The organism is Mycobacterium sp. TH-M25, assembly GCF_057473665.1.
On sequence record NZ_JBYCLA010000440.1, the window covers coordinates 1 to 14,163 of the forward strand.

Annotated in this window: 11 protein-coding genes; all 11 read right to left on the reverse strand. The window is 68.5% G+C overall.

Annotated elements, in window-relative coordinates:
* Positions 1-1,135: PPE family protein (locus tag AC2VOU_RS14930; protein ID WP_486958082.1), on the reverse strand; the 1,135-nt coding region annotated here is incomplete at its 3' end.
* Positions 1,136-1,152: 17 nt separating this feature from the next.
* Positions 1,153-1,470: a PE family protein gene (locus tag AC2VOU_RS14935; protein WP_486958083.1), complete on the reverse strand. Its 318-nt coding sequence runs from the start codon at positions 1,468-1,470 to the stop codon at positions 1,153-1,155.
* A 195-nt stretch (positions 1,471-1,665) separates the two neighbouring features.
* A complete protein-coding gene (eccCa, locus tag AC2VOU_RS14940; RefSeq protein ID WP_486958084.1) occupies positions 1,666-5,865 on the reverse strand; it encodes a type VII secretion protein EccCa in 4,200 nt (1,399 codons plus the stop codon).
* Positions 5,866-5,879: 14 nt separating this feature from the next.
* Positions 5,880-7,400: a type VII secretion protein EccB gene (gene eccB, locus AC2VOU_RS14945; protein WP_486958085.1), complete on the reverse strand. Its 1,521-nt coding sequence runs from the start codon at positions 7,398-7,400 to the stop codon at positions 5,880-5,882.
* Complete coding sequence (eccA, locus tag AC2VOU_RS14950; RefSeq protein WP_486958086.1) at positions 7,397-9,235, reverse strand: type VII secretion AAA-ATPase EccA; 1,839 nt, start codon at positions 9,233-9,235, stop codon at positions 7,397-7,399. Before eccA ends, eccB begins: the two co-directional genes overlap by 4 nt.
* On the reverse strand, positions 9,232-9,540 hold the full coding sequence (locus AC2VOU_RS14955) for a hypothetical protein (RefSeq protein ID WP_486958087.1): 309 nt from the start codon (positions 9,538-9,540) through the stop codon (positions 9,232-9,234). Before AC2VOU_RS14955 ends, eccA begins: the two co-directional genes overlap by 4 nt.
* A gap of 150 nt (positions 9,541-9,690) precedes the next feature.
* The gene (locus AC2VOU_RS14960; RefSeq protein ID WP_486958088.1) at positions 9,691-11,301 is read right to left on the reverse strand and encodes a Fis family transcriptional regulator; all 1,611 of its coding nucleotides are present in this window, start codon (positions 11,299-11,301) and stop codon (positions 9,691-9,693) included.
* Between the two features lie 66 nt (positions 11,302-11,367).
* Entirely contained in the window at positions 11,368-12,201 is an 834-nt protein-coding gene (locus AC2VOU_RS14965; protein ID WP_486958089.1) for a type VII secretion target, read from the reverse strand.
* A 291-nt stretch (positions 12,202-12,492) separates the two neighbouring features.
* The gene (locus tag AC2VOU_RS14970) at positions 12,493-13,167 is read right to left on the reverse strand and encodes a WXG100 family type VII secretion target (RefSeq protein ID WP_486958090.1); all 675 of its coding nucleotides are present in this window, start codon (positions 13,165-13,167) and stop codon (positions 12,493-12,495) included.
* A gap of 6 nt (positions 13,168-13,173) precedes the next feature.
* Positions 13,174-13,410 carry a hypothetical protein gene (locus AC2VOU_RS14975; RefSeq protein ID WP_486958091.1) on the reverse strand — a complete coding sequence of 79 codons (237 nt, stop codon included), beginning with the start codon at positions 13,408-13,410 and terminating at the stop codon, positions 13,174-13,176.
* A 6-nt stretch (positions 13,411-13,416) separates the two neighbouring features.
* Positions 13,417-14,163 (reverse strand): AfsR/SARP family transcriptional regulator (locus tag AC2VOU_RS14980; protein WP_486958092.1); only part of this gene is annotated, 747 nt, incomplete at its 5' end.

Consider the following 14,163-nt stretch of genomic DNA (forward strand, 5'->3'; position numbering starts at 1 on the left):
CGGCGGTGCTCGTCGGCGCCGAACCCCACGTCGAGGGCATCATGGGTCGGGCTGGGCCGCTGCCCAGAGCACCGCCGGCCAGGCTGGTCATACCCGCGGGGTTGAACCCGGTGATTGCGCCGGTGCCGGGGAAGCCGGCGGCCGGTAGGGCGCTTTGTCCGGCGAGGTCGCTGCCGAACCCGCCGGCGAACTGGCTGAGCATTCCGCTGAGCTGTTGGGGCGCCGACGCCAGCATCTGCGGTGCCTGCGTGAGCATTTGGGCGGGTCCCTGGATCGCCGAGGACGCCGCTTGCGGCGCGGAGGAGGCGATGGAGGTCATCTGCTGCATCATGCTGGCGCCCATGTTCTCGGGCTTGAGCTGCTGGCCGGCCTGATCGACGGCGTTCTGCGTCTCCTGGCGCGGAGCCGCCTCGGAGGCCTGGGCCGCCTTGTCGGCCACCGAGAGCGGAGCCGCGGCCACCTTGCCGGCCACCAGCTTGTCGGCCATGGCGTTTCCGGCGGTCAGCGATGCACCGGTGACCGTGGCCACGCCCTGGGTGAGGAAGCTGGCCGCCGATGCCACCACGTCGCCCGTTTCGCCGACACCGGGAACCAGGGTCGGCGGTGCGGGCGTGGTGTCGGGGATGCTGGCGACCGCCGCACCTGTCGATCCGTCGTAGGTGGTCTGCACGTCGGCGGCCTGGTTCCACATCCGGATGTAGTCGCCCTCGTTGAACCCGATCGGAATCGTGTTCTGCCCGAAGAAGTTCGTACCGACGAGGGCCGCGTGCACGACGTGATTGGTGATCAGTTCGACCATGGTCGGCATGAGCGCGACCGCGGTCTCGTAGGAGATCGCGATCTCCCCGTGGGCGACGGCCGCCAACGTCGCCTTGATGACGACCTGCTGCATCCACATCAACAGCGGCTGATGCGCGAGGATGAACTTCTCGGCCGACGGACCCTGATAGGTCGCCTGCACCGAGGCGAGGATCGCCTCCAGTTCGGCGATGCCGGCCACGTATTCAGCGGCGACGTGCGACCAGGAGGTGCCGGCCGCGACGACTCCCGCAGCCGTACCTCCGGTGTTGAGCAGCGTCGAGTGCACCTCCGGCGGGGCCGCGTGATAGATCGGCGTGGGCGGTAGCGCAACCATAGAGAAACCCCTGGGGCTTAGACCCCGACGCCGCCGGCCGCGGTGTAGGTCGCCACGCCCTCGGCTTCGCCGGTGGCGTAGCTGACGCTGGACTCACCGACGCCGTAGGACGAGGCCGCCATCTCGAAGCTGCCCATCGCCGCCATGGCGTCGTGCTCGAGTCCACCGGCTTGCAGACTGGCCGCCGTCTTGATCGACGCGATGTCCGATCCGGGCGGCAGGATCATGGCGTTGGCGACCATGTGGGAGGTGTTGACGGCGATCAGTCGACCCGTCAGGGCGGCGACCTGACCGGATGCCGCCGAGAGCGCCTCGGGAGTTACATCGAGTTGCATGGGATAGCGTCCCCTCTTCCGCTGTGACCTTGCTTTTCATTATCGCCGACGTTCCGGACTGGCAGCGACGGCAATTTTGCTGATGTGCTACTGGTGGTCACGGTACCGCCAGCAAATGACACGTGCCACCCACTCCAGCACGACCCAACCGGCAGATGTCACCCCCTACGTGGACTTTTAACATGGGCGTAACAACTAGTTTGGGGGTGCAGCCGCCAACTGCACGTAGCCGGAGTTGTCCTCGCTGCCGCCCACCACCTGGCCGCGGCCCGGCGGAAGCCCTACCTCGAACTTCACTCCACCCACCTTGTCTCGATCCGACCGCGCACCCAGCAGGATCCGAGTGGACGGCTGGGTCGACAGCTGGTTGGGAATCCCGAGGGGCTGCACCTCAGCGGCCATGATCTCGGCAGCGCGATGGGTGACGACCAGGCGCAGCCCCCGATCGGCGGCGTTGGCGAGGTGCTTCAGTATCGGCTCCCACGTCGCCACCGAGACGGTCATCTTCTGCGGAGCCGCGGCCGGCGCAGCGCCCGCACTCACCGGGATCAACTGCTCGACCTGCTGGCGCACCGGCACCGCGTCGAGGTCGTCGACCATCAGGAAGATCTTCGGGCCCTCGAAGGTCCAGGCGCGCCGCTGCTCCCACCCCGACGTCGACGGCGGCTGGCGCCCGTCGAGGATCTGGGCGATCTGCTCCACCCGACGCGCCATCATCACGGGGTCGGTTTCGTAGAAGTCGGCCGGGTCGGAGTTGTCGTCGCGCGGCTCGACCAGCATCGGCAGCACGTCACCGAGGCGGCGCTTGGGGTCGAACAGCACGATGAAGGCGTCCTTGGTCGACTCGCGGGCGGCGACGATGCTGGCGATCGTGTTGCGGATGAAGCCGCTCTTGCCGTGGTGGTCGTCGCCGTAGACGGCCAGCAGCGGATCGGTCGCGAAGTCGATGACCATCGGCTGCAGGTCGCGGCCCCGAACGCCCAACGCGTGCCGTTCCCCACCCAGATCGCGGCTGGGGGGCAGCGAGCCCACTTCGACCCGCGTGGGCAGCAGCCGGGGCCCCGGGGCAGCGCGGACACCGGTGTAGCGCTGGGCGATCTCCTGCGCGGTTTCGCGCACCTTGGTGTCCAGGTCGTCCATGCTGGCCTGACCGTCGGTGCGGCCGACGGCGAAGCGGATGACGTCGCCGGTGCTGGTGATACCGCGGCCCGGCTGCTCGGCGGGGATGCGGTCCTGCGGGCGGATCATCTTGTCTTCGATCCGTGCCCGGACTTGGGAGTTGGCGGCGTTGGACAGCTTCAACTCGTAGCGCGTGTTGATCTGGTTCTGCACGACGTTGCCCAGCCGGATCCAGTCCGAGGCGGTGATCATGACGTGCACACCGTGGCCGCCACCGATCAGCGTCTCGATGTTCTTCAGTTGCGGGTTCTTGGGATTCATCAGCGAGGTGTTGTCTTCGATGAAGTTCTCCCAGCCGTCGACGATGACGAAGATGTCGGTCGGATAGCCGTCGTCGAGACCGGGCGCTCCGGCCTGCCGCTTCTGCCGCCACTCGTCCACCGACAGGATGTTGTTCTGCTGGAAGAGGCGCCGACGGCGCATCAGCATCGCCTCCAGGTCGCCCAACATGCGCAGGTTGATTTCGCGGCGGCCCTCCCCGCCGACGGCGCCGACGTGGGGTAGTTCACGCACGACACCGAGGGCGGGTCCGCCGTAGCTCAGCAGGTAGAAGCCGACCTCGGTCGGCGCGTAGCGACTCGCCGCGGACAGGATGAACGTCTGTGCGACAGAGGAGGCTTCGTCCTTGCGCATGCCCAGCACCGACACGTTGCCGTCGTCGAGGCTGTAGCGCAGCAGTCCGTGACTGAGCTGGCGGGGCCGGTCGATCTCGCCCAATGGCCACCACGGTGCCGCGCCGGCGCGCTGCGGTATCCCTCGGGCCTGTCCGAGGATGGAGTCGAGCGGGATCGGATCATCCAGCGGCGGGGACCACAGCTGGGGGACTTTCTTGCCGTAGGCGGCGGTCAGCTGGGGGCCGACTGTGAGCACCAGTGACCGCGGCGGGCCGTCGAGAACGGATTCGGCGGCGATCTCCTCTTCGATCACGGTGTCGGCGTCGGGTTCGACACGGCCGGCGGTGAACAGCCTCGCTCGCGGCGTCGCGCTGATCACCCGACGGTTGATCGTGGTGGGTGGTTCGTAGCGGCTGGGCAGCATGAAGCCGCGGTACTTCACCGGTTCGGCGCCGGGTGCGCGCACGAAATAGCCAGTGCCCTTAACGTTCTTGCCGTCGGGAATGTGGTAGGCGTCGGCGTTGCCGATGACGCGGCGCGAGATCGACTCCGACGCCACCTTGAGACCGATGCGGTACTGGGTGTTGTCCGGGATGCGCTTGATGACACCCTCGTCGAGGGTCTGGCTGGCGAACAGGAAGAACACGCCCTGCGAGCGGCCTTTACGGGTCACGGTGTCGAACACGTCGGCCATCTCGGGATGGTCTTTGAGCAGCAGCGAGAACTCGTCGACGACGACGAACATGAACGGCACCGGCGGAAGGTGGGCGCCGGCGGGGGTGGCGCGGGCCTCGTTGTACTCCACCAGGGACTGGAACGCCGCACCCTTGATCTGGTTGCCGGCTTCGTGGAAGATGCGGCCGCGCTGATCGAGCAGCCCGAGCAGGGTGTCTCCGAATCGCTCGACGAGGGAACGCTTTTCCTCCATGTTGGTGATGACCGCGCCCACGTGCGGGTAGTCGACGAACGCGTCGAAACCGGCACCGTCCTTGAAGTCGGTCAGGATGGCCTGCACGACGTCGGGGGAGTGCTGGATGAACAGGCCTTCGACCAGGGTGGCCAGCGTGGTCGACTTACCGGATCCGGTCATGCCGATCATCAGGCCGTGCGGACCGTTGCCGCCGTCAGCTTCGTCTTTGAGGTCGACGATCAGCGGCGCACCGCTGGGCTGCAGCCCGATCGGCACGCGCAGCAGTGGTTCCAGGTTCACCGGCTCACCGGTTCCCACGGGAAGCATCCGCGGCTTCCACAGGGCGTGGACGTCGAGGTTGGCGGCGTTGGTGACACCGAGCAGCGACAGCATGTTCTGCGCGGCAGCCGATTCGGCGTCCTGGCGGCCGATGGGGGCGCTGTCCCACTTGGACAGTTGGCGGGCCAGGTGGGCGATCACCTTCGTGTCGAGGGTGTCGGGTTCGGCGCAGAACATCTGCCAGCGGAAGTTGTGCCAGTGCTGCATGCGCAGCACAGCATCAGTGGCGTGGCTGGGACGATCCACCCGCAGTAGCAGCTCACGGGTGTGCGCGGCGTAGTCGCGGTCGGGGCCCTCGCCGTTGCGGAAGGCGATCACCGTGACGCCATCGCGGGCGGCGATGCGCCGCACCGCCACCGACGGCGCGTCCGGGTCGTCGACGACCACCACCACGTGCTTGTTGGACTTGGTGACCGCGCCTGGATCCACGGTCCCCTTGTCGTCGACGAGCTTGGCGCGTTCTTTGAGCAGCGGTTCCAGCATGGTCTCGACGTCGCGCAGCGATGCGCCCAGCAACCGGGCCGGGCCGGCGCCGTCGATGTCGTGGCTCTCGGTGTGCGGCATCCACTTGGCCCACGACCAGCGCGATTCCAGGTGTGGTGAGACGACCGCCAGTGCGGTGTCGTTGGGCGTGTGCCAGCACACCAGCTGCGCGATCCACGCCCGCACGGCCGCCTCGAAGGCTTCTCGGTCACCGTAGAAACTGATCATGCCTTTGCCGGCGATGTCGATTGCCTTAGGGCAGTGGGGAATCGACTGTTGCACCGCCCGTAGGTGCTGCAGCGCGGTCTTGGTGACCGGTTCGAGGTCCAGTTCGGATTCGACGGGCTTGACCCGGATTTTGGCCTCCAGCCGCACTTCGTCGCGGCCCACCCGGATGTGCAGGTAGTCCTTGTCGCTGGCGCCGCGCTCCCACATGCGGGGGCCGTCGAGGACGGCTTCGAGGACGTCGGGATCCGGGTGCGACCATTCGGCGCTGGCCTTCTGCGCATCGGCGGAGGCGCGGATCTCCTCCGCCTTGCCGGACAGGTAGCGCAGGTATTCGGCGCGCTCGGAGTTGACCTCCGGAGTGCTCATCTCCGAGTTGTTGCCCTGGCCCTGCATCGAGGAGAACAGCGCGATGCCCATCATCGCCATGAAGAACAGGTACATCGGGTTCATCTGGCGGAACCCCATGATGAACATCATCGCGACCATGCCGACGATGACGATGCCGAACACCCACGGCAGCGCCTTCTTCCAGGCGCTGACCTCGATGGTGCGGGGCAACTCGGGGGGCGGCTCGAAGTTGAAGTCCTTGTCGAGGCGCTTGGGCCCGCTGACACGGCGGCGTTGGGGGAATCTTGCTCGCATATCCCGACTTTCGGTTAGTGCGCGACCAGCGCGTCGTCTTTGGACAGGGTGGGACCTGGGGCGAACAGGCTCAGCAGTGCCCACGGGATGGGTAGGGGCTGGGCGGTCATACCGAGCGACTCGGCCGGGCCGCCGCCGACGCCTCCCGGTGTGCTCGGAGCCTCCATGCCGTAGCGCACCCCGAGGTCGGAGATCCAGAACACCGATTCCTTCGTCGCCGACTCCGGCTGCTGGCCGGTCACCTGCACGAAGTAGCCGCTGCCCTTGGGCAGGATCGCCCGCTGCGCGGCCGTGGGGCCGGCTCCGGTCAGCGAGATGGGCTTGGCGTCGGCGGCCACCGGCAGGGACTGTCCCGCCAGCAGGGTCAGGCTCGACGTCGGCGCCCCGTCCAGCTTGACCCACTGCCCGCACGACACGGGATTGGTTGTGGGATCGAGGATTTGAAGCGCGTTGGTGGGGTAGTCGTCGACCGCGACGACCTCGGCTTTGGGGGCTTTGGCGATCTGGTCGGGGGTCAACGCCGGTGGCTCGACCAGACCGTAGGCGTCGTTGGCACGCAGGATCGCGGCGATGACCGGGGAGATGGGCTGAATCCCCTCGGCGGTGACCACGTAGTAGCGCAGCTGGTTGTCCTCGTCGCGGTCGACGACGACCGATCCCACCAGCGGGGCCTGCTCGCCCGGCACCGGCCACGGGAAGCGGGGCGGGTCACCGGCGTTGGCGATGAACGGCACTATCAGCGGCGGTGATTCAGGGATGAGGTTGAGCAGGGATCGGTCGATGACGCGCGGGTTGGGCGTGTCGACGTTGATGCCGACCGCAGCGCTCACCGCGGGGTTGTTCAAGTCGATCTCGCTGCGTTTGTTGCCCCAGATCAGCCAGGTGCTCTTATCGCCGTTGTCGGTGGCCAGGATCGCCGTGTTGTCCGGTAGTGGGGTCGCGTGTCCCGGTCCGGGGATGGGGTCACCGGAGGTGATGGTGGTTCCGGCGTCGGGGCCGCCCACGGCGTCGCACACCATCCAGCGGGCGTCGCGGCTGGGGTTCTGATCCATCCGCGACGGCGCGTTGGGGATGCCGAGCGTGTTGCCGAGGGGGAACTTGTCGATCTCAGCGGACTTCACGACGGTGGGTGCTTCGGGTTTGCCGACGATCAGCCGGGCGCTCGCGAGATTGAGTACGGGGTGCAGCTCGTCGTCGATGCGAACGTAGAGCGCGTTGGTGGATCGTTCGGCCAGGATGGTCTGGCCTCCGCTGGTGCCGGCCGGTTTGAGGATCGACAGGATGAAGGCGCCCGCGAGCAGGATCACCCCGAGCATCAGCCCGACGCTCAGTGCGCGACCCTGCCGTCGCAGCGGATCGGTGAGCATGCGGGTGTCGCGCAACGCGACACCGTTGCTGATGCGTCGGATCAGGAAGCGCCAGCCCGAGATCTGGTGCTTGGTGACGAACCCCCAGGGGCGGGTGCGCTGCGAGGTCGGGCCCGGCTCGGAACTCTTGGACTTGAATCCGCGTCGCGGCTGCTGCGGTGCGGTCACTGCTCGCCTCCGATCGCACCTCGGGACAGTTCGATGTGCTGTTCTCGATCGGCCCTGCCGAGTTCACGGGCCACCGCGGCACGCAGGTCGTCTCCGGTGATGGTCTGGAGGTCCTCGGCGGTGGCGTCGGGACCGAGCTTGCCGGTGACGTCGAGACGGTGATCGCGCTCCTCTTCGGCGAACCCGATCAGGTTGTCGGCGAACCGCGCGTTGCCCAGCACGTCGAGCGCCGCGCGCCGGCGCCCCGTGGTATCCACTGCGGTGGCCGAGCCGAGGTCGGTGTAGGCCCGCCGCAGCGGTTCGGCGTCCTCGATGAGGCTTCCACCCTTGGTGGCTTTGCGGGTGGTGATCTCGATCAGTTCGTCCACCGAGTACGACGGCAGCGTGATCGCGCGGGTGAACCGTGAGCGCAGGCCCTCGTTGGAGTCCAGGAACTCCTGCATCTTGTCGGCGTAGCCGGCGGCGATCACCATCAGCTTGTCGGAGTGGTTGGTCATGGCGCGGATCAGTTCGGCGATCACCAACGGCCCGTAGTCGTTCTCCGATCCGGAGTCGGTCAGCGCGTAGGCCTCGTCGATGAACAGCACACCGCCGCCGCTGTCGATGATGCGGTCGATGATCTGGCGGACCTTGGCCTCGGATCCGCCGATGATCTTGTCGACGAGATCGGCGCGCCCGGTTTCGACGAAGGTGTCCGACGGCAGCACGTCCGCGGCGCACAGCAGTTTGGCGATCACCCGTGCGATGGTGGTCTTGCCGGTGCCCGGCGGGCCCTTGAGCACCAGATGCAGTGACTTGTTGCGCACTGGAAGGCCCAGTGCCTCACGCTGTTTGGCGGCACGCACACTGGATTCCAGGCGCGCGATCTGATCCTTGACGTCGGCCATGCCGACGAATTCGGCGAGTTCGGCGTCGGCTTCGGCGCGCAGCTCCTCACGCCGAGACGCCCCGAGTTGGCGGGCGAAGTCGCGTTCACCGGGTTCGGTGGCGGAGTCCCAGTAGTCGGTGCGGGCGTCGATGCGGGCCGCGGTGGTCGGCAGGATGCCGTAACCGGGGTCGCTGAGGGCCGTCCCGATCTTCTGGCGCAGGCTGTCGGCGATGCCGGGGATGCCGTAGGCCTCGTTGAGCAGCGCGGTGGCGGTGTCATCGCGCCCCAGCGCGCGGGCGGACAGCGCCGCGGCGAGCAGGGCTTCGGAGCTTGCCGCGGGGATGGGCCCTTGCCCCTGAGTGCTGAGCTGCTCGAACGCGGGCTCCCACAGACCGAGGTTCGCGGTCGAAAGTCCTTGCGCCACAGACATCGCCTGGAAGAGGTAGGGGTCGTTGCGGGAGTGCGGAGTGAGCGGGGACAGGACCCTGCGCACGTCGTGCCAACGGTTGGCGCGGAAGAAGATGACGGCCAGGACCCAGCCCGCGTGGAGCCGATGAGCGTTCAGCAGGCGTTCGTCGAGCAGGTCACGCGCGGCGCTGAAGTCGCCTTCGCGGGCGCGCGCTGCGGCACACGCCATCGTCACACCGTCGGCGCCACGGGCGTGCAGCTGGATGTAGAGGCCGGTGTCGAAGGGGAAGTCCACGGCGTCGGCGGCGACGTCGGTGGCCGCGATCAGCTCCCCGGCCGTGTCGATGCACCGGTAGGCGTTCTCGAGTACCGAGCGGTCGGTGGCGCCGCTGGCCGCCAGGCCCAGCCATCCGTCGCACAACTCGGGATGAGCAGCGGTCAGCCGCTCGAAGCCGATGCGGGCCTGCCTGTGGTCGGGGACCTGCACCCGGCCGAACACCTCCGCGCCCAGTGCGGCGCAGCTGCTGGTGAACAGATCGAGGGCGTCGGTGTCGGTCACTGCTGCTCCAGGGCGCCGGCGACCTCGGCGGTGACCTGCTTGGACACTCGGTCGAAGCCTTCCTCGCACATCGCCAGCAGCAGTTCGCTGAGCTTGTCGCCGGGATGGCGGGTGAACACCTCGTCGGTGAAGGTGGCGGCCACGACCATGCCGTCGCCACCGAAGACGATCTCGTTGTCGCCGTCGGGGCACGGAACGGTGACGCGCAGCCCTTCGACGTTGCGGCGGGCGTTGCGGATTCGGTCGAGAAACTCGCGGCCGCGGGCGATTTCGGTCGTTACCGCGGGGTGCAGGGGGATGTCCATCGGTGTGCCTAACGCTGGTCGGGCCGGGGTGGGGCGGGGGTGCCGCGGCGATCGCCGACGGACGCGGCGGCAGGTGCCGTGACGGTCGACTGGGCGGTCATGCCATCAGCGTGGCACAGAAGTGGGACACGGCGGTCAACCCGTCCCCAGCTACTCATCGCCGTCGCCGGCAGCGTCCTTCTTCCGGCGCGCCAGGCGGGCCTTGACGGCGTTCTGCGCATCCGGATTGACCACGGGCGGCGCCGGCTTTGGCGCCTCGCCGACCACGCCGGGGCGGCCCGTGCTCTCGACCTCGGCCAGCGGCTCCTCGTAGGAGTTGATCTTGGAGGTCTTGCCGTCACCACCGGGGCGGTGACCCATCGGCATCATGCCGCCGCCCGTGCTGTTGCTGCCCGCGGGCACAGCGGTGGCGGCCTTGAGCGGCGCGGCCGTGCCCGACGGCGTGGCGGCCGGAGATCCGGCCAGCGACGCCGGGTGGGTGGCGGCAGGAAGATTGCTGGAGGGCTTGATCGGGCTGCCCCCGCCGCCCCCGCCACCGGCGCCCTTGCCGGCGCCGGCGAGGGGTTTGGCGAGGGCGGCGGGGTTGAGCGGGTGAGCCGCCTTCTTTGCGGCGTCGCCGCCGAGCTTGCCCACCTGTTGGCCCAGCTGTTGTGCGAGCTGTCCGACAGACTGCAGCGGATTGGCCTTTCCGAGGGACTGCGTGAGCGGTCCCAGAGCACCCATCAGCGGTTGCAGCATGTCCTGCATGCCCGACGAGGACGCCAGGTCGTCGGTGGCGGCGTCGGGGTTCTTGTCGTCGGCGCCCTTCTTGTCCTTCTTCTCATCGGGCTGGCCGTCGCCGTTGGGGTCCATTCCGGGGTCGACGAGATCGCCGGGTGGGGTGCTGACCACTTCGCCGCCGGTCTGCAGACCAGTGGCGGCCACCCCCTTGAGCTGCTCTTTGTCGTCGAGGGTTTGTTGGTAGGCGTCGACGACGGGCTGATAGGCGCCACCGGTGCCGGCGTTGAGCGCCTGGAAGTTCGCCAACTCGGTCTTCAGGCCGCCCCACTCCGCGGAAGGGCCGACCTGGCTGTAGGTCAGGGTGTGCAGATTCCCTGCCGACTCGTACCCGCCGGCCAGCGCGGAGGCGTGTCCGGCGACGGCTTCGGTGAAGGCGATGCCCTTGGCGAGCTTGTCGGCCATCCCCGGTGTCGCCTGGGATTCACCGGTGGCCAGCAGCTGCGTGTGGGCGTCGAGGAGCGTGGCGTTGGCCGCAGCGGCGCGCGCAGCCAGGGTGCTCAGCCGTGCGGCGGTGGCGACCGCGGGACCGGGACCCGCGCCGGCCTCCAGCTGCATCGCCAGCGATTCCCCTTCGGTTCCGCTGACGTCGGGAATCGGGTCGAAGGTGGGCATGGCCGGTGCCGCGGCCGCCGTCGGCGCGGCGGCGTTCATCGTGGCGGTCGGGGCCCCACCGCCGCCGGAGTTCCCTCCGAACTGGGTGTAGTAGCTGGCTCCCTCGCGATCGCCGGTCTCGTAGCTGGCGGCGGCGTCGTTCATGCCGCTGGCGGCGCTGGCAGCTTGTTGGGATCCGGTGCGGACGTGGCCGAGCAGCCATTCCTGGCGCGCGTTGAGATTGCGCATGATGGTCTCCGACGCCGGATCGGATGCGCAGGCCGGGGTGGGTGTCGGGTCGTCGAAGTCGGTTCCCAGTAGCGTGCCTGCGAGGTCGACGAGTTCCCCGGTGCGGCGGAACCCGTCGGTGTCGACGTTCAAAGCGGCCATGGTTCATTTTCTCCTGCGCTGGCGGATCGGCATATCACCAATTTTCGCCCCGCGCCGGTCAGCGCGTCAGGTCGAGAGCAAACCCGGTGGGATCGCGGGACCGGCGTTGGGGCCGGCGGCCGCGCCACCGGGATCCGGCCAGGGCCAGCCGTCGTAGGGGCCGTCGTCTTCCCAGTCGCCGGGGGTCGACGCCTGCCGATAGAGACCGGCGCCCTCGCTGTCTCCGGTCTGGTAGGCCGCGGCGTGCTCGTTGAACCGGGTGGCGTACACGCCGAAATCGGCTGCTTTGCCGGCCAGTTGAGCTTGTCGGCGGGCCAGGCCGGCGACCACTCCGACGGCCACCGGATAGCCCATCGGGCCGTGGCTGGCGATGATCCGGTTCACCTCGTCGACGGCCTGGGGGCTGATCGCCGCCGCAGCGGCCTGCAGCTGCGCGTACTGATCGGCGGCGTTGTTCAGATCCGCCGGATTGACGTCCAGCTTTCCGCTGCCCTGGCCGGCATCGTCGCCGTTGTGGAACGCGGCTGGGTGGGTCGAGCCGGGCGCCTCGGGGCGCTTGTCGGGCCACCACAGGTCGGGGTCGGTCTGGTCTTGCACGTACTTGTTCATCCAGTAGGGCGGCAGTTCGCCGGGGTGGCTGGGTGACCAGCGCACCGGATCGTCGTCGGTCGTGCCGTGGATGCCGTCGAGGGTGGAACGCGGCGCGCCTTGGGACGTGTCGAACTGCGACTCGGGGATGTAGGGCGGGTATTGCGGGACCTGCCAGGTGCCGTCGTCTCCGACGTGTCCCTCCGGGTACAGCGGCTGGCCGCTGTCGCCGTATCGACCGTCCGGACCCGAGGGATACACGATGTCCGGCGTCGGCGTGGGTGTCGGCTGCGGTTCGAGCGGGTTGGTCATGAGGTCCTCACGGGTCGTGGCGTCGGACGAGGCGGGCGGGGCGCGGGGAGGGCGCTGCCAGCGTGGGCGGGCGCGGCGGTTCAGGATCGCTCGTTGCTGCCATCGCCGCCTCCTCCCGTGGGCTTGGTCTCGGCCGCGCTGCGACGTCTCCGCCCCTTCGTGGGCGGTTCTGGCGACGGTGCCGTTCACCGTCGCCGACGCGCGACGCACGCCCCCTCACTGCCTTTGTACCTGGCTGCGGCCGTTTGCCGCGACTGTTGCGGCCTGTTTGCGCACACCGACTGCCGGGGGTCACCAGCTGATCCGGCCCGGTGGGAGTACGTCGATCGTGGGCGGCTCACCGGGGTCCGGGCGGTGTTCGTGCACCAGATTGCCGTGTTCATCGGGCCACAGCCGGTCGGTGATGCCCGGAGCGGCGGGCCCGGCGGGAGGGCCAGGCAGGTAGTCGACGCCTGGTAGCGCACCGTTCATGACGACTTCGTTGGCTCCGGTGCCGATGTCCTTCTGGATCCACTGCCCCTCACCGTCGACATACTCGATGCGCGTGGTGTCGGCCGGGCAGTACTGGGCGGGATCGGCGTCGGCGTTGGGGAGCCAGCACACCACCGGGTACTCGGCGGGCTCGCGCGGGGGCGGTGTCGGGTCGATGTGGGCTTGCGGGAAGTCCAGGGCGGCTAATCGCGCGGCGTTGGCGTGGTCCTGGTCGAGGTAGGCGGCGGCGTGTTCACGGAACCGTTCGGCGTACACGTCGAAGTCGGCGGCCTTGGCGTGTAGTCGAGCCTGACGTGCGGCCATGCCCGTGGTGATCCCGACGATGGTCGGGTAGCCCATGGGTCCGTGGGTTACCGCGATGCGTTTGATCTCGTCGAGCGCCTGCGGCGACAGTTGTGTTGTCCGAGTGGCCAGTTCGGTGTAGTCGTCGGCGACTCGCAGCAGGTCGGCCGGTTCGGCGTCCAGGTGGGCCACCGTGGGTTAGCCCTCGTCTTGCAGGGGGTCGTAGCGGTGCGCGAACGCCGATTGCGCGCAGGTGGTGAACAGTTCGCCGAGGCCGTCTGCGCCAAGCGGTTTCAGCCGATCGGTTTGGGCGTCGACGTCGACGATTTCACCGGTGGTCCGCACCGACACCGACATCGCGGGAGGGTCGGTGGCGGCGGTGGTGATGACTTCATCGTCGTCATCGGTGAACTGGGACAGAACGATTGAATGCATGTGGACCTACCCTGCTTGTTTGGTCAGATCGAGGACGGCCGGGTCCCGGTCGGGGCCCGCCACGGTGCTGAGGTACTGGCTGCGCAACGCTTTGTGCGCCTCCCTGTCGTGGCCGTCGAGCGCGGCTTGCATGCCGACGCGCCACAGGTCTTGGCGTGCGCTGTCGTACCAGAGACCCTTGCGCGCGATTTCCACTGCGGCGCCGTATTTCCTGGCTGAGTGGTGGCGGCCCGCCAGGACGACGGCAGCCCCAGCGACGCGATCGCGGATCTCGTCGCGCAGGTCCTTGGTCCACTCCCATTCCCTGGGGGGCACCCCGCCCAGCGGCGGTCCGGTGACCAGACTCATCGCAGCGTCCAGCTGGGCGGTGGGTGTGGTGTCGATGAGGATCTCGACGAGTCGCTCGAACTCCATCCAGTCCGAGCGGACCGCGTTGTCCAGAACGTAACCGCTGTCCTTCATGGGGGGCAGTGCTTTTGGCCCACCGACGCGGATGACGCCCAGCCGTGCGCGCAGCAGCGAGATCTGCTGGGTGACGGTGTTGCCCGACGCGCCGCCGTTGTACACCGCGCGGATGATGTCGGTGCTGTCGGCGAATCGGTTGTGTTGGAGGAACACCGTCAGTTCGTTGAGGCGTTTCTCCCGCGGGCCCGGCTCCTGGGCGGTGTGCGGTGGGCTGAGGTCCACCTGACCGAGGATGCGATTCCAGATCGGCGCGATTTCGACCGCCGCCGGCGGCTCGGCGACGTCGAC